Here is a 21,287-nt window from a genome sequence, read left to right on the forward strand (position 1 = left end):
TATGAACTTGATAGAAGTGCTGGCTGCTGCTGGTGGTATCGATGGGAATGGCGGAGGCGGAGCATCTCTTTACCGTTCTGGAGGCAAAGCTTCTAATATTCGTATTATTCGCGGTGATCTAAAGAACCCTCAGGTAGAGCAAATAGACTTAACAACCATAAACGGGATGCGTCGGGCCAACTTGCAGGTGGAACCCAACGATATTATCTACATTGAACCAGTGCGCCGTCCCTTCTCTGATGCTCTTACCGATGCTAGCCCAGTGATAAGTCTGGCAGGTGCGGTTATTGGCACCCTTCTCGCTATAATTAGTATTTCCAGATCATTTTAGCAGGATTTGTTTTATTACTGTACTTGTCTGCACTGAACTTCTTATTCTACTAAATGGCCGTTAACGAAAACGCCGAGCTTGAAGAACTGATCCGCAATGCTACTGGCGGGAGCGTAAGTACGCCCGTAATCGAACCGGACTCCACCGATGAAGGGGGCGGGCTAGACTTCGACACGCTACTCTTGGTAGCGCGCCGAAGTCTACTATGGTTATTATTACTTATTGGTTTAGGGCTCACTGGCTCCTGGCTCTTTCTACGCTATACCAAGCCGGTTTATCGTTCTTCTTCAATTCTGAAGATAGACGAAAAAACTGAAGCCGGGGCGCTAGGTTTGGGTGGTTCACTCGGGACAAGCGTTGAAAACCAACAAAGCATTAACAAACTGTCAGGGGAGGTTGAAATAATTAAATCCAACATCATTTACCGGCGCTTGCGCGACTCGCTGGACTTGAATGTCAATTATTACGAGGAAGGGACAGTACTAGAGTCGGAGTTGTATGGCATCTCTCCTTTTCGTGTAGAATACCAAGGTGATATTATTTATAATACGAAGTTCAACATTAGGTTCCTCGATTCCCAGCAATTCCAGCTTAGCTACCTGTTAGGTGGGCAGGAGCAGAGCGTAAAGCAGGGTTTGAATCAGCCATTTCAAATTGGAGGAATGACCCTGTTTATTCGCCCCAGCGCCCTATTCAACAAAGAAACGTTGGATCGTAGATACCATTTCATTATCAATGATGAAGGCTCTATCAATGGATACCTCGACCGTAATTTGCTGGTTGAAATTGTAAACCCGAACGCCAATACTATTCAAATTTCTTTTCAGGAATTTAATCCTGCTAAGGCCAGGGCTATCGTTAACAAAATTGACACCGTTTATTTGCAAGAAAAGCTAGTGCAGAAGCAAGCAGGCTATGCTAAGACGTTGCGCTTTCTGGACCAACAGCTAGGGGAAAACGGTCAAAACCTACAAGGTGCTGCGAAAGAGTTACAGAACTTTGTAAAGCGAACAAAAACTTACGATGTCCGCTCAAACGTGGCCGAGTTGAAAGGCCGGGTTGAGAAGCTGGAAGAGGAGGAGCAGGCGCTTACTGACAAGCAACAGCTTCTGGGAGACCTGGCAACTATGGTCGAGCGTGGGAATTTGGCTTCCCGTGAAGACATAACTATTGAAGAAAGTATTCCTGGGTTGGCGAATTTGGCCGACGCGCAACTTTCTCAGCAACTCGGCGAACTCAATACAATGTTGTTTGACTTGCGCCGAGTAGAGCGCTCTAATCGTGAAACTACAGAAGCTGTACAGTCACGTAAGGATCGGATAGACTATTTGAAAAGCAACATTCGTCGAACGCTAATTCAAAGTCAGCTTCAGCTTCGGAAACAAGCCGTAAAGCTTCAAAACCTGCGGGAGAGATACAATGCCGAGTTACAGCGCTTGCCAGAAAAAGCTACTGAGGAGGATCAGTTGAAGCGCCCCTTGGCACTGTACGAGAACACTTATACTATGTTGATGGGGAAAAAAGCCGATTTCAACATTGCAATAGCTGGTACTACCCCCGATTTCCAGATTCTCTCGCCAGCTAGCATGCCTGGTGCGCCTATCTCGCCAGTACGGTTGATGGTGTATGCTATCGGTTTAGCTAGTGGCATTGTGTTGGGGCTAGGATTAATTGCCGTCCGGTACCTGATGCACAACACGGTAACCAATGTGCGGGAGCTGGAGCGAGCCACAACGGCCTCAGTGCTGGGAGTAATTCCTACCTACGACAAAGAGAAAATGGCAGTCTCGAAGCTGGTAGTTGACAAGAACCCCAAGTCGGCTATCAGCGAATCGATCCGCTCCATTCGAACGAACTTAGACTTCATTAGCTCTTCTAAAAAGAAGCGAATGATATCGGTGACGTCAACGGTTTCTGGGGAAGGCAAGACGTTTGTATCCGTGAATTTGGGAGGCATCATTGCCCTTTCGGAGCAGCGTGTAGTGATTCTGGACTTGGATATGCGAAAGCCTAAGGTGAACTTGGCTTTCGGAGCTGAGAATATCAAAGGGGTTAGCACCATTCTGATCGACAAGCACACTGTGCTGGAGTGCGTGCAACACACTTCTATTCCTACGCTCGACTTTATTTCAGCGGGACCAACCCCACCTAATCCATCGGAGTTGATTATAAGTCCTCGGTTCGATGAAATGCTGGCCGAGCTACATCAAGTGTACGATGTGATTCTCATCGACACTCCCCCCGTGGGGCTGGTAACGGATGGTATTTTGATTATGCGTAAGGCTGATATACCAATCTACATCGTGCGGGCTAACTACTCGAAGAAAGCGTTCCTAAAGAATATCAATAAGCTGATCCGGGCTAATAACTTCACTCGGCTCTGCACCATACTTAATGATGCTCGTGCAAATGGCTTATACGGCTACGGTTATGGCTATGGGTACGGCTACGGATACGGCTATGGACAAGGGTATTATGAGGATACTAAACCCGTAGAGGGCACACTGGCACGACTGCGGAAGCGTTTCTCCTGATACTATTCTCAGCCGTTTATATGGTATCGTTGCTGCAAAAATGGTTTGGAAGTAAGCCAATGGCGGCTACACCGCTGGCTGAAGAACTCGGTGCCCTTCACGCCGACATGCATTCACATTTGCTACCCGGGCTCGACGACGGAGCCGAAACCGTAGAGCAGTCGATAGAGCTTTTGCGGGAGTTGCGGGCCTTGGGTTACCGTAAAGTAATAATGACGCCGCACATCATGGGGGACTTCTACAAAAATACCCCTGAAGGCATCAATGCAGCATTGGTTGCTATGCAGCGTGCTGCTACGGAAGCTGGCCTAACCGATGTAGAACTGCACTGCGCCGCTGAATACTACCTTGATGAGTGGTTTGGTAAACGCCTGGAACGAGGCGATGAACTACTTACTTTTGGTGGAGCGAAACGGTACTTGCTTTTTGAAACCAGTTATATCAATGAGCCTTTCAACTTAGCGGAAACGGTGTTTCGGCTGCAAAGCATGGGGTATCAGCCGGTACTAGCCCATCCTGAGCGCTATACTTATCTCTACGGGCGCTTCGATGATCTGAAGAAAATACGCGAGAACGGAGCCTTGCTGCAGCTTAATATCAATTCGTTAGCAGGTTACTATTCTTCAGGGGCTAAGAGAGTGGCAGAGAAGATGATAGACGCTCAAATGGTAGATATGGTAGGCACTGATGCACACAATCTTAAGCACACCTTTGTGCTGCGCGACAAGACCTTATCCACAGAATACCTACGCAAACTGTTGGAATTGCCCTTGTTGAACAAGACTTTGTAGCAAATTGAACTGATGAATTGTTAACTGCTTGCCGTTCATTTATGCTGTGTTTCTGAATTACCAGGCAATCAACTATTCATCCAGCTCATCCTATGATTTTTGTCACTGGCGGTAGTGGCCTTGTAGGAAGCTTCCTGATTCCGGCGCTGGTAGCGCGCGGCCTTTCTGTACGTGCGCTGTATCGAAAACAGGTGCCAGTTATTGAGGACGCCGCGGCAGTGGAGTGGGTGGAAGGAGACGTACGGGATTCTGCTTTATTGAAAACCGCGCTGGAAGGCGTGACGCATGTGTTTCACTGTGCCGGGCTGGTTTCCTATGCGCCGCAAGATGAAGAGGCGTTGCTGCAAGTGAATGTCGAGGGGACGGCGGCCGTAGTAGATGCTTGCTTGGAACGGCCAGGGTTGCGGCTGTGTCAAGTGTCGTCGGTGGCGGCGCTGGGAGGTGCCGCAGTGCAAGCAGAAGAAGCCCTACCGGATCCAGCGCCACAGATACTCGATGAACAAAGCAAGTGGGATTTAGGCGCGGCGCATGGGGCGTATGCTACGTCTAAGTATTTGGCCGAACTAGAAGTATGGCGCGGTATATCCGAAGGCCTTTCGGCTATCATGGTCAACCCTTCGGTTATTTTAGGACCTGCCGACTGGACCCGTAGCAGCACCCGCCTCTTCCGGTATGCCTGGGAGCAGCACTATTTTTATACCCCCGGCAGCATCAATGTAGTCGACGTCCGTGATGTAGTTGACATGATGCTGCATCTCACCCTAAATTCAGATATCAGTGGTGAGCGGTACGTGCTGAACGGCGGTACTCTGCCGCTAAAGCAATTTTTAAAGCAGGCGGCCACCTGTTTCAACAAAAAGCCACCCACCGTGGTCGTGCCCGACTGGGCCGCCGAAACCATTTGGCGCTTGGAACACGTGCGAGCTGTGCTGACAGGTGCGCGGCCACTTATCACCAAAGACACCGCCCGGGCCGGGCGTCAGCCTATCATCTACCGGGCCGATAAAGTGCAGCGCGCTACTAGCAAGTCATTCCGGCCGCTGCCAGAAACTATACAGTGGTGCTGCGGTGAACTAGTAAAACAAGAAGCTGCTGGATTTGGCGTCCGAACTGGCTGGTAAAACGTAAAAACAAGCCGCCCCTGATTCACCAATTCGTCATGAACTTGATGGCCTCCGGTGCGGTTGTTGTATATTAGGCCATAACCCCTCTAAAGGGCGTTTCTACCCGACTAAGTCTGCTGAGGCTGCCGTTTTGACGGTCTGGCACTTGATTGTAGCTGAATGAGAATGAACGAAAATTTTGAGGACCGGGACGAGGTATTGGACACCGTGCGCCGTTTCGAGCGCATGGTAGCCCACAATGAGCCCGTCTTTTTTGATTTGGCCGACTTCGAAAACATCATCGACCACTATACCACCAACACCCAATACGACAAAGCCTTACAGGCCTGCGAGGCCGCTATTGCCCAATACCCATTCAGTACCGAACTACTCATCGACCGGTCGCAGGTACTCGCCATGAAAGGTGAGTACACTGCCGCCGCCACTCAGATTGAAAACGTAGCGCAGCTCGATCCCGACAATCCGGACGTAGCGGTGACCCGCGGCATTATTGCCACCCAAAAAGGCGAATTCGCCGAAGCAGTAGCATTCTTTCTGCAAGCTACAGAGCGAGCACCTGACCGCGACGATATCTATTTCAACCTTGGACTAGCTTACCAAAGTTGGCAGAAATTTAAAAGCGCGGCCAAGTACTACAAAAAGAGCTTGTGCCTGAACATGGAAAACGACGTGGCAGTGCAGGAGCTGCTGTACTGCCTGGAAGTAAGTGAGCGGCTGGAAAGTAACTTGGAGTTCTTTCAGCGCTTCACCGACGACGACCCTTACTCGGCAGTGGCGTGGTACAACTTAGGGCAGGCATATTACCGGCTAGAGCAGTTCGACAAGGCAGTAGGCGCTTTTGAGTATGCCATCCTAATTGATTCCAAGTTTCAGGAGGCACATGCTTACCTGGCTAGCACCTATGTTAGTCAGGAAAAGTATCAAGAGGCAATTCAGGAGTTCGAACTGAGCTATGAAGAAGGCCAGCCGACTCCTGAAGCCCTGTGCAACATTGGGGAGTGCTACGAGAAGCTGCGGCAGTGGGACTTGTCGCGCCGCTTCTACCAGCGAGCCATCGACCTGGATCCTGAAATGGACGAGGCCTGGTTTGGCATCGGTATCATTATGAACGAGCAGGAGCGGCACTTCGAAGCCATTCACTTCTTCCGGAAGGCTGTGGAACTCTACGCCGAAAGTGTGGAGTATTGGCTGGCATTAGCAGCGGCTGAATACCAGGTGGGCAACGTAGTAAGCGCGCTGGAAGCCTACGAAAAAGCCACTGAAACCGCACCCGACAACAAAGATGCCTGGTTGAATTGGAGTATCATTTTGTATGAGCAAGGCAACTTCAACGAAGCCATTGACTTGATGCGCAATGCCGTTGAGGTTCAGCCAACGGAAGCGGAGTTACATTACCGCTTGTGTGCTTACTTGCTGGCTGCTGGTCGTTATCGCGAAGCATACGAGACACTGGAAAATGCCTTGGTTTTGGATTTCGATAAGCACCGACTGCTTTTCGATTACTTTCCGGAGCTAGAATCGCAAAAGGCCTTGGCCCGCCTAATTGACCAGTACCGAAAGTAAAGAGATAAGAGCTTGGGGATTTAACGTTTCAGGTGAACTGAGCGGTAAATCCCCAAGCTTTTTTGTGCCTATTGTTTTGCCCGTACTTTTGCCGCCATCTTCACTGAATTCTTAGGGTGCGTAAAGAACTCGCGGCCCAGAAAAACAATACCCCAATCGAATGAATTACAACCTCTCCCAACTGCCCGAACGTACCGACAAACCCCGTGAGCAAGGTTTCACGATGGTAATGGACAAGGGCCTGAGCATACGCGAAACCGAGGATTTTCTGGAGGTAGGCGCCCCTTATACCGACATTGTGAAGCTAGGCTGGGCTACGTCCTACGTAACGCCCAACCTCAAGCGCAAGCTGGAAGTCTACAAGGAAGCAGGAATTCCGGTTTACTTCGGTGGGACGTTGTTCGAGGCTTTCATCATTCGCAATCAGTTCGACGATTACCGGCGGCTGCTGTCGGAGTTTGGTATGGAGTACGCCGAAGTTTCAGACGGTTCTATCGACCTCAACCACGACCGTAAGCTAGAGTACATCCGAGAGTTAACGCAGGAAGTGAAAGTGCTTTCGGAAGTAGGGTCGAAGGATGCAGAAAAGATCATCCCGCCTTACAAGTGGATTTCGCAGATGAAAACTGAACTCGAAGCCGGAGCCGTGAAAGTGATTGGTGAAGCTCGGGAGGCAGGTAACGTTGGTTTGTTTCGGAGCACCGGGGAGGTGCGCTCGGGCTTGGTAGAAGAAATTCTTACTCAGATTCCGTCGGAAAAAATTCTGTGGGAAGCGCCGCAGAAAGCGCAGCAGGTATGGTTTATTAAGCTTCTTGGGGCCAACGTTAATCTGGGTAATATCGCCCCCAATGAAATAGTGAGTTTGGAAACTATCCGCCTTGGCCTCCGCGGGGATACATTCACTCATTTCCTAGATATGGAGAATGTGGACGAGGACTTCCGGCCAGAAAAACCGACCGGCAAACCGGGTACATCAATGCCCCGCGGATAAAAAGTTGAGTGGTTTACAAACCAAGCGGCCTGCCCCTTATTAGGAGCAGGCCGTTTGGCTTTAATCAGTAGGTGAAAAACAGCTATGGCACCGTTCAACTATTTGGCGACGAACTGTACTAACTTACAGCGTTACGCAGAACGTGGTGCCTTTGCCTGGAATGCTTTCCACTTCAAGGTGGCCGCCGTGGTCTTCCACTATCCGATGAATCAGATAGAGTCCGGCGGCTCCAGAACCAGCAGGCTGGGTGCGGGAAGAGCGGCTAGTACTACGCGACGGTTCCATGCCAAGGCCATTATCCTGCACAACGAGCTGCGCGCGACCATTGGCTGTGTGCTTGCTTTCCAGCCGCAGCCGCAGCGGGCGGCTCGGGTCGTGCTGGCGAATGGAATTGCTGAGCAGATTAGTGATGATACTGAGCAAGTGCGGGCGCACGTACGATACCGTTGGCAAGCTTTGAAAGTGTGTGGAAACCTCCCCGCCCGAAGCGCGCAGGTGCGGATGCAAACCTAAGAGCGCCTCCCGAGTCACAGTAGCCAGCGAAAGTTCTTCGGCTGGTAGCTGATGCTGCTCTAAAGCTTTCACTAGCTGCATCAGATTACGAACCGTGTTGTTCCACCGCGTCAGGCTGTTGTCGGCCATCACGAGTAGCGCATTGGCGTCGGGGTCGTGGAAGGTAACAGCTTCGCGCATTTGGCCGAACAAGGCCTGCAGGTTGTGAATAGGCTGGCGCAACTCACTAGCGGCGGCTTGCACAAAGGCGTCAAGCTCTCGATTATTGCGAAGCAGGTCTTCGTTCTGCTGCTGGAGCTGCAGGTTGGCTTGCTTCAGTTCCTGAATATCAGTGCTGGTGCCGTACCACTTTACAATGGTGCCATTGGCATCGCGCAGAGGCTGGGCCCGATGCAGAAACCAGCGTATTTCTCCGTCATAGCGCTCAATTTGACTTTGGTACTCCCAACTTTCGTTAGCACCTAAGTTATGCTGCCGGTCTATTAAGGCTTGCACCACATCGTCACCCGGAATTATCTGCTGCCCTCCCTGGTCGGTGCTCGGCTGTGCATCGGGGCCAATGTAATCAATAGCGGCTTGGTTTAAAGTATCGGGCGTGCCATCAGGTTTGAGCGTCCAGAGCAACTGCGGCAGGTTGTCCGTTAGCTCTTTGCACGGGTCCTCCTGCAGCGAGTCGGGGCGAGGGGTATCGGGGCTTGGTGACTGGTCCTGTATGTCGGTGAGAGTGCCAAACCAGCGGCTGATACGGCCGGCCTCATTGCGCTCCGGCTCCATATGCGCCAGGTGCAAACGGTACTCACCGTCGTAACGACGGATACGGGCTTGCCAACTCCAGGCCTCGCCCTTACGCAGGTGCTCAGGTAGCTCTTGTAGTACTTCAGTCCAGTCGTCGGAATTCAAGGCATCTACCCAATCATGCGAGTAAAGGACGTCTGTAGATTGTCCAGTATAGGCAAACCATTGCGGGCTCAAATACTCTACTACGCCTTCGGCAGAGCTGATAGAGGTTATCTGGGGAAGGTGCTCTACTATTTCCTGAAAGGGAGCGGTAGCCACCGCGGCCGTAGCCGCAGTCCGGAACCGGTTGGTCACGTCCTGCGCAAATACGAGCACACCCGTGATTTGCTGATTGGCGTCGCGTAAGGGCCGGAGGCTAACATTGAAATAGTGCGGGGCAGCTTCGGAGCCTGGCAGCAGCAACTCGCGTACTACAAAGGGTTGTCCTGTCTGATAAGTGCTGGTTATCACCGACAACGCATCCGAGGCTTGTAAAGCATTTAGCACCTCGGCGGCTGAACGGTTAACCAATTCCTCCTGTCCAAGTAAAGAAGCTAGCTTCGGGCTGGCGTAGCTGATGCGAAACTCAGGCCCGCGCAGGGTTAGGACGTAACCCGGCAAGTGGGCCAGGGCATCCCGCAGCTGCACTATCTCGTCGGGGTCAGGCGACTGGCTGGTTGTGGCTTCGGGAACTGCTGACGCAGTAACATGGGCCGTCGCCAGCCAATAGCTACCCGCTCCTGAGCTCAACGCAATGCGGGTTAGGGAAGGTTGCCACCAACGGGCAGGCTTTCCGTTGCCAATGGGCCAAGCTACTGGCAGTAGGACCGGCGGTTGTACCCATGGTGTAGAGCGAACTACACTATGGGCGTATGCCCAAGCGGTAGCTACTGGTCCTAGCTGAGACTGAGCGTCTTGCAAGGGCCGGCCGGCTAGAGCAGCCGGTACGGCAGCAGGCCATAGCTCCGCTATTCCTACGCTGCTTGCCACGATGTTACCATCGTTATCCAGCAACAGAGTAGGAGCAGGGAGGTAAGAAAAGGCCTCAGCGAACGGGTGTGACGTTAACTGAGTAATCGGAGCAAGAGGCATTAGTAGGGCGCAAGAAGCAACTTATTAGTAGGGAGAGCTGCTCATATAATGGGGTTTGATTCCCGGCACTTTTATAACATAATTAAATTATTACAAGTATATTTAATTATTCTCAGATTACTAGTGATGAGCCGTTATTTTCATACATAATACGGCTAAAATCTATAAGTAAGATTGAGTAGTTTAAAAAAGATACCAAGAAAAGGCGTTTCGTTGCTATTCAAGCCATTTTTAGTGAATAGCCTCTCAATTGTATTTTGTCTTGCTCGCATAATGAATGAGATGTAGGTCACTACGATGCTTGAACTCATGGGTAGACTTTGCACAAGGTAGCAAGCCTAGTGTCAATTCGCCTCTGATATTCTTAGGTAAATGATCTAAAAGTTGACAAAGCCGAACAATAATTTGCTGAGCACATAATGAGCACATAGATCAAGTAATCAATGCCAATCTGATGGCTACTTAAGGCAAAATGATGGTCATTGGCGTTAAGAAAGAACGCCTTGAACTTACGCGTTCTGTAAGAGCCTGGTTTTAGTAGTAGACTTGGAGCCGCTAGCGCTACTGCTAACCGAAAGCCAAGCTATGCTACACATTCAATTGGTTCCGTTTCCTCAGCTTCGTACCGCGCGTTTCATATTGCGCGAACTTCAGGAAGCTGATGCGCCCGCGCTATTGCAACAGCGCTCCGACGCGCGTATTATGCAGTACCTGGATCGGGAGCCCGACAACTCGGTGGCGCAAACGCTAGATCTTATCGAGCGGATAAAGCAAAGCGCGACCGACAAGGTTGGTATCACCTGGGGTATCGTGCGTCCTGATGCTGCTCATGAATTGCTAGGCACTATTGGGTTGTGGCGCATTATAGCAGAGCACCACCGTGCCGAAATAGGGTATGGGCTCCATCCCGACTATTGGCAGCAAGGCATCATGAGTGAGGCGATGGTAGCAGTGCTTGATTTTGGATTCCAAAAACTGAAGCTGCACAGCGTGGAGGCCAACGTCAATCCGAAAAATGCGGCGTCTAGGCAGCTATTGGAAAAGCACGGCTTTGTGCAGGAAGCGCACTTTCGGGAGAACTACTTTTTCCAGGGACGGTTCCTGGATTCAATTATCTACTCTGTACTTACGCCGGCAGCAACCAAAGCAAAACGGACTGGCCAAGTAGCAGCGACAAAACTGTAAGCGCAACAATACCAGTGAGAAGCAAGTAGTAGAAGAAAACTCATCCGTTTTTTATGCTGCGATTTTCGTTCCGGTTGCCAACAGCGGCCGCACTGCTGCTTACTGCCGCTTGCAACCAAGGTAAGCCGGCCGCCGATACGCCCACCAATACCCCTGCTGCCGCTACGGCAACTGTGTCTGATTCTAGTGCTCCTGCAGCCACCGCCCCGCCGCTGCCCAAACCATACGCCACCAAATCCACGACCAAGCGCAGCAAGGTGATAGGCTGGCCTGCCGGTAAAACGCCCGTGGTACCTGCCGGTTTTGCCGTAACTGAATACGCAGGCGGCCTCATCAGTCCGCGCTGGGCCTACGTGACCCCGAGTGGTGATGTATTGATAGCCGAGGCTAACACTATCCCTACTTCCTTTAAGAAGAAAGTAACTGCCAAACTAAACCTCGACCCTTCGAAGTCGCTGAGGGAAACCAGCGCCAACCGCATCACGCTCCTGCGCGACACCAATAAGGACGGCAAGCCCGACCTGCGCGAAACTTTCCTGGCCGGGCTTAACCAGCCGTTCGGTATGTTGGTGCTCGGCAACTACTTCTACGTAGCTAACACCGACGGCGTGTTGCGCTATGCGTATAAGCCTGGCCAAACCAAAATAACCGGACCGGGCGAGAAAATTCTGGACCTGCCCGGCAAAGGCTACAACAACCATTGGACCCGCAACCTGGTAGCCAACGCGGATGGCTCGAAGATTTATGTGAGCGTGGGTTCTAGCTCTAACGTGGCCGAAAATGGCATGGAGTACGAGCAGCGCCGGGCCAATATCTTGGAAATCAATCCTGACGGCTCGGGCGAGAAGGTGTACGCTTCCGGCCTGCGCAACCCGGTGGGCATGGACTGGAACCCGACCACTAAGGCCTTGTGGGCGGCCGTGAACGAGCGGGACGAGCTAGGTGATGACTTAGTCCCCGACTACCTAACTAGTGTGCAGCCCGGTGCCTTCTACGGTTGGCCCTACTCGTATTTCGGACAAAACGAGGACCCGCGCCGCAAAGGCGAACGGCCCGATTTGGTTGAAAAAGCGGTAGTGCCCGAAGTACCGCTAAGCCCGCATTCGGCTTCGTTGGGCTTGGCTTTTTATGATGGTAAGGCGTTTCCGGCCAAGTACCAGAAAGGCGCTTTCGTGGGCCAGCACGGCTCCTGGAACCGTTCGGAGTTTACGGGGTATAAGGTGGTATTTGTGCCGTTCAAGGACGGTAAGCCGGCTGGTAGCTCCGAGGACTTTGTGAGTGGCTTTGTGGCCAACACGGGCAACAAGGAAGTATATGGCCGCCCCGTTGGCGTCACGGAACTACCCGATGGTTCGTTGCTGGTGTTAGATGATGCCGGCAACAAGGTATGGCGTGTAGCAACCCAAAGTGACCAAGCAGCTAAAGCGGCCGGAAAGCAAAACACGGCTTCGCAACTCGCCAGCGTGGCCCGCTAGCACATTTACAGCTTGCGGGGCGATCAGTCAGCAACGCGTAGTGCGGTGGTGCGCTATGGGCAGTCAATTAAAAAAGAGCAATACGCTGTAATGATTGGCCGAGACAGGCGAACTATGTGGCATCTTTTCCTTCATCTTGCTCCTGCTCCCATGTTCTTGCCAAAAAAACTAACGCTGCTTGCTGCACTACTACTGACTTCCTTTGCCACGCAAGCCCAAAAAGTAGTTAAGAAAGCTGCTGCCAAGCCTGAAGCTAGCGTTGCTGCCGCGGCTACGAACACGCTGCTTTGGGAGATATCGGGTAAGGGCCTTACCCAGCCTTCCTACTTGTACGGGACCATCCATTTGGTGTGCCCCGCCGATATGCAGATGAGCGACCAACTCAAGCAAGCCTTCGGCAAAACCCAGCAGGTGGTAATGGAACTCGACATGGACAGCCCTACCATGATGCAGGAAATGCAGAGCGACATGCTGATGAGCGGCGGCCAGAACCTACAGCAGCTGCTCTCGGCCGCTGACTACACCGCCGTTGGCAACTACCTGCAAGCCAATACCAAGCTGCCCATCGATAAAGTAGGAGCGGTAAAACCGTTTATTTTAAGTTCCATGCTGTATCCGGTGCTGCTTGGATGCACGCCGGCCAGCTACGAGGTTACCTTCGTGAAGATGGCCCAGGAAGCAAAGAAGGAAGTGCTGGGCCTGGAAACCGTGCAGGAACAGCTAGGCCTCTTCGACAAGATTCCGTATGCCGAGCAAAGCAAGATGCTGGCGGACATGGTGAACCAAGAAGTTGCTGCTAAGCAAGAGCTTCAGCAAATGATGACGCTCTACAAAGCCCAGGACGTTGAGCAACTCCATAACCTGACCTCGAAAAGCTTATTCGGGTTCCAGAAGTACGAAGACCTGCTGCTCGACTCGCGCAACCAGCGCTGGATAGCGGGCATTACGCGTTACGCTACGGCCAAGCCCACCTTTTTTGCGGTTGGTGCGGCGCACCTGGGTGGCCCCAAAGGCGTGTTAGCGTTGCTACGGCAGCAGGGCTACCAAATTCGGCCAGTAGTGCAGTAAGGAGATGCAATGAATTGACGAATTAATGAGTTCAACTGATATTGGCTCAACTCACAGGGGGTAGAGCGTCAAACTCACTAAATCGCCAAATCATTTCATCACCCATGCTGAACCACCTGTTGAGCTACGTTATGCCCCTTACCCGCACAGTGCAGTCTGCTGTCAATGGCCCCATGGAGGTGACGTGGTATCAGGGCCGCAAGGTGCTCGATACCCGCCACGCCAACTATTCCTATGGCTCGTTGGAGCGGGTAATGCGTTACGGGCTCTTGTTTGTAGCACCCGAGCAAGCCGAACATACGCTGCTGCTCGGTTTAGGTGGAGGGTCGGTGGTGGCTATCCTGCGGCAGGAAAAACAGTATCAAGGTCACCTTACGGCCATTGAGATAGACCCAGTTATAATTGAGCTAGCCGATACAGAGTTTGGTATTCGGCCCGATGCGCAGTTAGAGATTGTGCGTGCCGATGCTTTCGAGTGGGTGCACACGGCACCAACAAGCCAGTTTGGACTGATTGTCGTGGATTTGTTTGTGGATTTAGCGTTGCCAGCCGGACTGCAAACAACTGCGTTCTGGCAGGAACTGCGGCGGATATTACGTCCTGGCGGTTACATACTTTTCAATACGCTCACCGAAGTGCCACTGTACGTGGATAACAAAGAAATGTCCGCTTATCTAGAAACCACGGGCTTCTCAGTGAAAACAATGGAAGTGGAGCTCCTCAACCAACTGTTTATCTTGCAGAAGACTGCGTAGTAGCTCCAGAAGCCAAGATGTTAGATGTGGCTTGTAACGCGAAAGCCACACGACTTTCGCATGGCTTTTACACTAAGTGCCACAAGAGCAAAACTCACCGCACGGCCGTGGCAGGCGTGGATTTGGGCACATACAGCAGCGCGTCGAATTCGCGGCGCAGGCTGTGGCGACTGAACGGTTGGGGGTAGGACGAAAGGGCGCCGTCGCGGAGCAGCAGGTTCTCGAACAGCCACTGCGTGCCCGGCGTTAGGTTAAGGGTGCGCACATCGAGCAGCGCAGCGGGTAGGGCGGCGGAATGGAAGTAATTCTCGTAGCTCCCCGCCGCCGACGGCACGGCCGTAGCCGTAAAGAAGGCAGGTGGATTGTTGGGGCGTAATGCGCGAAATGTGCCTTCGTGAAAAGCCAGCCCCACGGCTACATACCCGAGGCCATACTGCCGCCGCAAGCATTGGCCCGCCGTGAGGTAGTCGATGTCGTTCATAGCAATTTGGTTGTTGTTGGCCCACACCACCACGCGGCCGCCGTCGGCTTGCGTGCGGGCCCATTGCACGTTTTCCGCTAAGCAGGCGGCGCGATAATGGGGGCGCAAACCGCTCGATATTGTGTGTAGCACGCTGAACTGTTCGGCCACGCGCAGCAGCTGGGCGAGGGCGGCCGCTTCCGCCGGGGTTGCACCGTAGCCGCCGCGTAGCTTGGCTGGCACATCATAGGCGGAGTGCACGGCGGCCAATAGCTTGCGCACGGCATCCAGGCGGGGGTCCGACTTCTCGGGCTGTTGGAAAGGGTCCAAGGCGATTTCAGCGTCGGTTAGCCCTTGCAGCTGACTTTGCAGCGCGGCGAGCAACTCACCCCGGGAGCCTGGTTTAGCTGCGGGTAGTTGCTGACGCAGGTACCGTAAGCCCTCCGGCGCTTGCCGGAGGTCGAGACCCAGCAGCTGGAGCTTGACGGGGGCGCGTTCGTTGTAAGAACGCATCCAGTGCACCAGGGCCAGCATTTCCGCGGTATCCCAGAGCGAAAGTTCTGCCACCAGCTGCTGCGGGTCGCCCTTGCCGGTTTGCAGATAGTCGTTGAGGGCCAGGCAAGCACCCAAGTCAGCATCAAGCGCCAATACCCGAGCCCCTTTCTGCTCGACCAGGTAGCGAAACAGCCGGTGCTTAAGCTGCATTTGCTCGTGCGAGCCGTGCGTCACCTCCCCGAGCCCAATAATTGAGGCCTTACCCACCAACTGCCCGAAAGCTGCTAAGTCTTTCTGGTCGCCTTCGGGGGCAGTGATGCGCAGTGGTACTGCCGCTTTGCGTAGCCAGGCCAGCTCTGCCGCCGTAGGTTGGCCTGGCACCGGAGGGGCTTTGGGCGTGAAGGGCCGGCCATCAGCCAGCAGTTCCACCTGATCGAGCCACACGGGCGCGGCACCAGGCTGCAGGAGCAGTGACAGGGCCGAATGATTATGCTTGTCTTTGATAGGTATTGTTACCTCAAACCGCTGCCACTCTGTTACAGCCGTTGACGGGGAGGAGGGTAAGGAATGGCTTTCGAGGGTGCCGGTCCACTTGAAACGATCATATGGATAAAAATGCCGGTCGCTGTTGCTTAAAATGCGGTGCAATAGCACGGGTGCAACAGTTCCGGGAGTAGCAGGAGCACTGTGGCGTAGGTAGCCGCGTACAATAAGTGTCTTGCCTTGCAGCGAATCCAGTGGTACGACGCCCAAGTACACAGGGGCGGCGCCGGTAGGAGCAGCTTCAAGGCGTAAGCTGCGTCGACCGTGCCGGGCCACCGTCGAATCTAGCTGCCAATGGCGAGGAACAGGCCGCGGAAATTGTACCTGTGCTGGTCCGCGGCGCTCAAAGTCCCAATCAGGTAGTGGGGTGCCGGAGGGTAGCAGCAGCGGCTCGGTGCCGGCCAGCGGAAGGTCTTGGTACTTGCCGCCTTCCCACTGCACTTCGAAATTGTCGAGCCACAACTGCCCCTTGCCATTGAAGATCAGCATCATGGCTAAATTGTCGGCTGATTTATTTACAGACAACTGAATCTGCAAGCGCTGCCAGTTGGTCGTGGACGCGAGGTTGGCTGCAGTACCAGGTGCTTCGCTCTGCGAGAGGTTCCCCGAATATTTCAGGCTTTCGTCTTGGCTCGCAGAATAGGCGCTCAGCCAAGCCTTACCCTGAAAATTTTCTGTGCGCACCCAGGCGCTGACCGTCACAAGGCGCCCGCGTAACGAGTCGGTAGCCGGTAGAGAAAAGTAGATGGTACCACCTTCCGGCTCTTCGGCCCTGGAAGCGTCGAGTAGCAGGCTACCCCGGCCGTGCTGCGCCGGCGACACACTATCGACGCGGATTAGTAGCTCATCGGGCTGCTGATTGCGGGACCATAGCAGCAGCGGTTGACGGCCGTTGGCTTGGGGCTCGAAGTCGAGGTTGCGAATGGCCTGCGCAGAGACAGAGAGGTTGGATAGCAATAAGGTGGTCCAGCAAACAAAGCGAATCAGATAGGCAGCCATAGATAGTAGGAGTAGTTCACTTGGCAACGTTGGTGGCTAGTCAGCTAGCGCCTACTGAAAGTGAAAGTTTTCCTTGCTTTTTCAATTGGCCGCTAGCTGGTTCTGCGATACTCCGGCCGCTTTCTACTTTCTTTGCAACCAAACTGCCTTCTCGCCCTATGGAAATTCTAAAGCACCTGCTTGATTTCGTTCTGCACCTTGACAAGCATCTTGGCGCCATCATTCAGGATTATGGGGCTTGGACCTACGCCATTCTGTTCCTTATCATCTTCGTTGAAACGGGCGTGGTGGTGCTGCCTTTCCTGCCCGGCGACTCGCTGCTGTTCGCGGCCGGCTCGTTGGCAGCGCTGCCCGGCTCGCCCCTAAACGTGTGGGCCATGGTGGGTTTGCTGATTCTGGCCGCCGTGCTCGGCGACACGCTCAACTACCACATCGGCGATTATCTGGGGCCGCGGGTGTTCCGCGAAAATTCTCGCTTTCTGAAGCGCGCGCACCTGGAGCGTACCCAGCAGTTCTATGAAAAGCACGGTGCCAAAACCATCATTCTGGCCCGCTTCATCCCCATTATCCGCACGTTTGCGCCGTTTGTGGCGGGCGTAGGCACCATGAGCTACAGCCGGTTTCTGTCGTACAACCTAGTGGGGGCGGTGTTGTGGGTGTCGTTGCTCACGCTGGCTGGCTATTTCTTTGGGCAGATTCCGGCGGTTCAGAAGAACTTCTCGCTGGTGGTGCTGGCCATTATCGGGCTGTCGGTGCTGCCGGTGCTGTTCGAGTTTTTCAAGTCGCGGCGGGCCAGCAGCCGGCCGGTGGCTTAGCTCCTGCGTCGGAATGACAAGCTTCTAAAGCAGTTCTTTTACAAGAAACCACTCAGGTTCTTTGGGCCGGGTGGTTTTTTTTGTTGCTTGCCTCCTGAAATATTATCCCGCCTTTATGCCCGAATTTGGATTGCTTGGCCGTTCGTTGCAGCATTCTTTTTCCCAGACGTATTTCAGTCAGAAATTCGATAGTCTCCATCTTGCCGATCATCACTACGAGCTGTTTGAGCTGCCCTTCATCGACGCGCTGCCCGAATTGCTAGGCCAGCACCCCAACTTGCGCGGCCTGAACGTAACCATTCCTTACAAAGAGCAAGTCTGGCCTTACCTCAGCGAAGTAGCCTCCTCGGCCGCCCGCGTAGGAGCCGTTAATGTTATCGAGTTTGCACCCGACGGCCGCCTGATTGGGCACAACACCGACGTAGTGGGGTTTCGAATCTCCCTATCCGGCTTTCTGCCGCCCGATTTTACGGGCCGGGCGCTGATCCTAGGCAGTGGTGGCGCCTCCAAAGCCGTGGAAGTGGCCCTGCGCGACCTTGGTATTGGCTGTTGGGTGGTGTCGCGCAATCCTATGGGCACGGGCCTCACCTACGCCGAACTAACCGCCCAAGTGCTGGAAGATCACCTCCTGATCATCAACGCCACCCCCCTCGGTACCTACCCCAACATCGAACAGTTTCCGCCCATTCCCTACGAAACCCTCACCCCCCAACACTACCTCTTCGACCTCATCTACAACCCCAGCGAAACGGAGTTTATGCGCCGCGGCCAAGCCCAAGGGGCCCAAACCAAAAACGGCTTCGAAATGCTCTGCCTCCAAGCCGAAGCCGCCTGGGAAATCTGGACGGGCGGAAGGGAGTGAGATGGTGAATGAGTGGATGAGTGAAGTAGCCTACGTCCGCTGACGTTAGCTGACAGCCACGCCATGCGCGCCAGTAGCACCGTAGGCTACTTCACTCAGTCACTCATTCACTCATTCACAATTTCACCACTTACTGCCCGCCTTTGCTGCTGCCTTGTTTGCCGTCGTCGTTTTGGATGGAACGGCGCTGGCGCTGGGAATTGTCGAGCTTGCCGAAGCGGTAGTTGAACGAGAGGCGGAAAGAGCGCTGATACGAGTAGAAGATGTTGCTGCTGCGGAACTGAGCGGTTTCGGTGCTGCTGCGGAACTCGCGGCCGGGGGACAAGAAGTTGCTGGCATTGAGCGTCAGGTCGGCCTTCTCCTTCAGTAAGGTCCGCTTTACGCCGGCCGAGTAGTAGTAGCCGCCCGAGTAGCGGCTTTGGAGCTGCAAACCACCCGTCCAGAAGCCGCCGTTGGCTTGCAGGCTGTACACTTTGCCTAGTTTCAGCGAGGAGTTCAGGCTTACAAACGCGTTTAGGAGGTTGTTGCTCTGTTGGAGAGCCGCACTGTAGAGGCGCGTGTAATCGACGTTCACGTTGCTGCTCAGGTTCAGGGCCGGAACGGGCTTTAGGGAGCCATAGAGGCTGAGGCCGTAGGTGGTGTTGGTGGCAATGTTGCCGTACGTACTTTCGGTGCGGGCTAGCTCCTCGTTATAAGTGTTAAACTCTTCGATGGAGTTGCCGGTGCGGCGCACGTAGGTGGAGGCATTCAGTGAAGTTTTCTCCCCGAATGTGCCGTAGCTGAGCTCGAAGACATCGGTAATTTCGGGCGACAGATTGGGGTTGCCGTAGCTGATGCTGTTGGGGGTGCTTTGGTTGACGTAGGGGTTGAGGTAGTAAATCTGAGGGCGTTGGATGCGGCGCGAGTAACTCAGGCGCAGCGTCTGACCCGGCTTTTTAAGGGTACGTGTGGCGCTGATGTTGGGCAGTACGTTCAGATAGTTGTTGGAGAAACGGCCATTCTCCCCTTGAAACCGCCCTTCAATAGCAGTGCGCTCCAAGCGGGTGCCCAAGCTGAACGCATACTTCTTGCCGCCCGAAAAATTATAGGTGCTGTAGGCCGCCAGCACGTTTTGTTGGTAGTCGAAGGCGTTGGAACGTAGGGGGCTGCGCGCAAAGTCGGACTGCTCACGCAGGAGTAGCGTGTCGAGGCTGTAGTCGCTGCTGACGCTGCGCCGGATGAGTTTGGCGCCGCTTTCCAGGGTGGTCGAGTCGCGAAAGGGATGGGTGTAGTCGGTTTGGAGGGTGGTTTCGAGGTTGCGGGCCAGGTTGAGGCTACGCTCCTGGTATTCGAGGGGGCCGGTCAGCACGTCGGCGCCGTTGTACTGGTCGAGGCGGTAGTTTTGGTTGTTGCGGCTGCGGGTGTGCTGCGCCAGCACGCTCCACTCGCGCCGCGGCTGCGCTTCGCCGAAGGTGCGGGTGTAGCCGGCGTTGACGTCGTAGTTGCGGTTTCCGTACTGCTGCAGAATGTCGCGCGAGTAGAGCGTATCGAGTTCCAGCGCATCGGGGCCGTCATACTGCGTGAACAGATTCTGGGGCGAGCGGCTCTGGTAGGAGTTGCCGTTGCCACTGAGCGTGAAGCTGTGTAAGGGCGATGGGTCGTAGGTGAATTCCACCTGCCCGAAGCCACCCTGCCCCACGTTGCGGGAGGTGGAGTTCTGCTCTAGCCGACCTTCGCCGAGGGGCGTCAAATCGGTGCGGGTGGTGCTGCTCTTGTAGGGATATTGGTTTTTGAACCCGCTCAGCTTGGTGTTGACCCCAAACTTGCCGCGCCGCACGTTCAGGGCACCGTTGATGCCTTGGTTGCGGTTGCCGGTGCTGGCGCCCAAGCTGCCGTTGGTACCCTGCAAGCTGTTCTTTTTCAATACAATGTTGATAACGCCGCCCGAGCCCTCGGCATCGTACTTGGCCGAGGGCGCCGTCACCACCTCAATGGCCTTAATCTGGTCGGCCGGAATCTGCTTGAGCGCTTCGGCCAAGTTGCCTGATAAGATGGCCGACGGCTTGTTGTTGATTAGGATGCGCACGTTGCTGGTACCGCGCAGCTGCACGTTGCCGTCGTTGTCGACGTTGACCATGGGCGTTTTGCGCAGAATGTCGGCGGCCGTGCCCCCGGCGTTGGTTGCATCCTGCTCGGCATTGTATACCAAGCGGTCAGGCTTGGTTTCCACCAGGGCCCGTTGGCCGGTCACGGTTACCTCGCCTAGTTTCTGCGCCGAAGCCGTGAGGGCCAGCACGCCGAGCGCGGTGGCTTGTGTGTTAACCGTCACGGTTTCGGTGCGGCTGGTGTAGCCCACAAAGCTGATTTGCAACCGAAACGAGCCAGCGGGTACTTGCTTCAACTCGAACTTGCCTTGCGCGTCGCAGGTGCTGCCGGCCACTGGTGTGGCGCCCGTAGCCGGCAGCAGCGTAACGGTGGCGTACTCGACGGGCTTCTGGGTGGTGGCGTCTACCACGGTGCCGGTCAGGCGGCCGGTGCCTTGAGTGGCAGCCTTAGGGGCGGACGTGGCCGGTATTTGGGCCTGCGCGCCGGGCATGGCAAGCAGGGCTGCAAGCAGCAACGTAAGGGTTTGCTTCATAGTAAGATGGGAAAGGATAAGCTGCCGGAATAGACGCCACTACACCAAGGACTCCAAGTGGCGGTAATTGGTGGCACAACGCTCTAAAATAGGGGATAGTGTTAGCGCTAACCGAAGAAATTCAATGAACAATATGTTTCGTCTCAACCAACAACGGAAGGTTGCGTATCAGCTGGCATTTTGTGATGCAACGTGTGGTCCTACGAATTCCGCGCAGCGGTTCGTAGAACCACTACTCGTAGAACAGAACAGTGCCCGAAGCGGCGCGTCGGTCGTTGGACGGCCCGCCCCGCACCG

At 54.2% G+C, this 21,287-nt stretch carries 14 protein-coding genes and 1 pseudogene; 12 read left to right on the forward strand and 3 right to left on the reverse strand.

Annotated elements, in window-relative coordinates:
* The 6 genes and pseudogenes from VF639_RS13415 to VF639_RS13440 form a co-directional block, all read left to right on the forward strand.
* Positions 1-331, forward strand: a pseudogene (locus VF639_RS13415) (hypothetical protein); the annotation flags it as partial.
* A 53-nt stretch (positions 332-384) separates the two neighbouring features.
* Positions 385-2,865: a polysaccharide biosynthesis tyrosine autokinase gene (locus tag VF639_RS13420; protein ID WP_331146424.1), complete on the forward strand. Its 2,481-nt coding sequence runs from the start codon at positions 385-387 to the stop codon at positions 2,863-2,865.
* A 20-nt stretch (positions 2,866-2,885) separates the two neighbouring features.
* Positions 2,886-3,656, forward strand: a complete 771-nt coding sequence (locus tag VF639_RS13425; RefSeq protein ID WP_331146425.1) for a tyrosine-protein phosphatase — start codon at positions 2,886-2,888, stop codon at positions 3,654-3,656.
* A gap of 92 nt (positions 3,657-3,748) precedes the next feature.
* Complete coding sequence (locus VF639_RS13430) at positions 3,749-4,777, forward strand: NAD-dependent epimerase/dehydratase family protein (protein ID WP_331146426.1); 1,029 nt, start codon at positions 3,749-3,751, stop codon at positions 4,775-4,777.
* A gap of 168 nt (positions 4,778-4,945) precedes the next feature.
* Positions 4,946-6,343: a tetratricopeptide repeat protein gene (locus VF639_RS13435; protein ID WP_331146427.1), complete on the forward strand. Its 1,398-nt coding sequence runs from the start codon at positions 4,946-4,948 to the stop codon at positions 6,341-6,343.
* Positions 6,344-6,503: 160 nt separating this feature from the next.
* Positions 6,504-7,334 (forward strand): phosphosulfolactate synthase, encoded by an 831-nt coding sequence (locus tag VF639_RS13440; protein WP_331146428.1) that lies wholly within the window; start codon positions 6,504-6,506, stop codon positions 7,332-7,334.
* 123 nt (positions 7,335-7,457) lie between these two features.
* Here the strand turns inward: VF639_RS13440 and VF639_RS13445 are convergent, their stop codons facing one another.
* Positions 7,458-9,638 (reverse strand): sensor histidine kinase, encoded by a 2,181-nt coding sequence (locus VF639_RS13445; RefSeq protein WP_331146429.1) that lies wholly within the window; start codon positions 9,636-9,638, stop codon positions 7,458-7,460.
* 663 nt (positions 9,639-10,301) lie between these two features.
* Between VF639_RS13445 and VF639_RS13450 the strand changes: the two genes are divergently transcribed.
* The 4 genes from VF639_RS13450 (at position 10,302) to VF639_RS13465 (ending at position 14,199) form a co-directional block, all read left to right on the forward strand.
* Complete coding sequence (locus VF639_RS13450; protein WP_331146430.1) at positions 10,302-10,901, forward strand: GNAT family N-acetyltransferase; 600 nt, start codon at positions 10,302-10,304, stop codon at positions 10,899-10,901.
* A gap of 53 nt (positions 10,902-10,954) precedes the next feature.
* Positions 10,955-12,376, forward strand: coding sequence for a PQQ-dependent sugar dehydrogenase (locus VF639_RS13455; protein WP_331146431.1), 1,422 nt, complete (start codon positions 10,955-10,957; stop codon positions 12,374-12,376).
* Positions 12,377-12,526: 150 nt separating this feature from the next.
* A complete protein-coding gene (locus tag VF639_RS13460; RefSeq protein WP_331146432.1) occupies positions 12,527-13,444 on the forward strand; it encodes a TraB/GumN family protein in 918 nt (305 codons plus the stop codon).
* Positions 13,445-13,548: 104 nt separating this feature from the next.
* Positions 13,549-14,199 (forward strand): spermidine synthase, encoded by a 651-nt coding sequence (locus tag VF639_RS13465; protein ID WP_331146433.1) that lies wholly within the window; start codon positions 13,549-13,551, stop codon positions 14,197-14,199.
* A 94-nt stretch (positions 14,200-14,293) separates the two neighbouring features.
* On the opposite strand, the gene VF639_RS13470 is transcribed toward VF639_RS13465, so the two are convergent.
* Positions 14,294-16,696 (reverse strand): erythromycin esterase family protein, encoded by a 2,403-nt coding sequence (locus VF639_RS13470; RefSeq protein WP_331146434.1) that lies wholly within the window; start codon positions 16,694-16,696, stop codon positions 14,294-14,296.
* A gap of 158 nt (positions 16,697-16,854) precedes the next feature.
* Between VF639_RS13470 and VF639_RS13475 the strand changes: the two genes are divergently transcribed.
* Both VF639_RS13475 and VF639_RS13480 read left to right on the forward strand, forming a co-directional pair.
* A complete protein-coding gene (locus tag VF639_RS13475; protein ID WP_331146435.1) occupies positions 16,855-17,511 on the forward strand; it encodes a DedA family protein in 657 nt (218 codons plus the stop codon).
* Between the two features lie 115 nt (positions 17,512-17,626).
* Positions 17,627-18,373 (forward strand): shikimate dehydrogenase family protein, encoded by a 747-nt coding sequence (locus tag VF639_RS13480; RefSeq protein ID WP_331146436.1) that lies wholly within the window; start codon positions 17,627-17,629, stop codon positions 18,371-18,373.
* 130 nt (positions 18,374-18,503) lie between these two features.
* On the opposite strand, the gene VF639_RS13485 is transcribed toward VF639_RS13480, so the two are convergent.
* On the reverse strand, positions 18,504-20,990 hold the full coding sequence (locus VF639_RS13485) for a TonB-dependent receptor (RefSeq protein ID WP_331146437.1): 2,487 nt from the start codon (positions 20,988-20,990) through the stop codon (positions 18,504-18,506).
* Positions 20,991-21,287 lie beyond the last annotated feature (297 nt).

The sequence above is a fragment of the Hymenobacter sp. genome (assembly GCF_036387835.1).
Classification (GTDB): domain Bacteria; phylum Bacteroidota; class Bacteroidia; order Cytophagales; family Hymenobacteraceae; genus Hymenobacter.

Bases quoted from the DNA above. Each gene is read 5' to 3' on its own strand.
- VF639_RS13455 (WP_331146431.1), top strand. From the start codon at position 10,955: ATGCTGCGATTTTCGTTCCGGTTGCCAACAGCGGCCGCACTGCTGCTT.
- VF639_RS13465 (WP_331146433.1), top strand. From the start codon at position 13,549: ATGCTGAACCACCTGTTGAGCTACGTTATGCCCCTTACCCGCACAGTG.
- VF639_RS13440 (WP_331146428.1), top strand. From the start codon at position 6,504: ATGAATTACAACCTCTCCCAACTGCCCGAACGTACCGACAAACCCCGT.
- VF639_RS13450 (WP_331146430.1), top strand. From the start codon at position 10,302: ATGCTACACATTCAATTGGTTCCGTTTCCTCAGCTTCGTACCGCGCGT.
- VF639_RS13470 (WP_331146434.1), bottom strand. From the start codon at position 16,696: ATGGCTGCCTATCTGATTCGCTTTGTTTGCTGGACCACCTTATTGCTA.
- VF639_RS13420 (WP_331146424.1), top strand. From the start codon at position 385: ATGGCCGTTAACGAAAACGCCGAGCTTGAAGAACTGATCCGCAATGCT.
- VF639_RS13430 (WP_331146426.1), top strand. From the start codon at position 3,749: ATGATTTTTGTCACTGGCGGTAGTGGCCTTGTAGGAAGCTTCCTGATT.
- VF639_RS13425 (WP_331146425.1), top strand. From the start codon at position 2,886: ATGGTATCGTTGCTGCAAAAATGGTTTGGAAGTAAGCCAATGGCGGCT.
- VF639_RS13460 (WP_331146432.1), top strand. From the start codon at position 12,527: ATGTTCTTGCCAAAAAAACTAACGCTGCTTGCTGCACTACTACTGACT.
- VF639_RS13485 (WP_331146437.1), bottom strand. From the start codon at position 20,990: ATGAAGCAAACCCTTACGTTGCTGCTTGCAGCCCTGCTTGCCATGCCC.
- VF639_RS13475 (WP_331146435.1), top strand. From the start codon at position 16,855: ATGGAAATTCTAAAGCACCTGCTTGATTTCGTTCTGCACCTTGACAAG.
- VF639_RS13480 (WP_331146436.1), top strand. From the start codon at position 17,627: ATGCCCGAATTTGGATTGCTTGGCCGTTCGTTGCAGCATTCTTTTTCC.
- VF639_RS13435 (WP_331146427.1), top strand. From the start codon at position 4,946: ATGAACGAAAATTTTGAGGACCGGGACGAGGTATTGGACACCGTGCGC.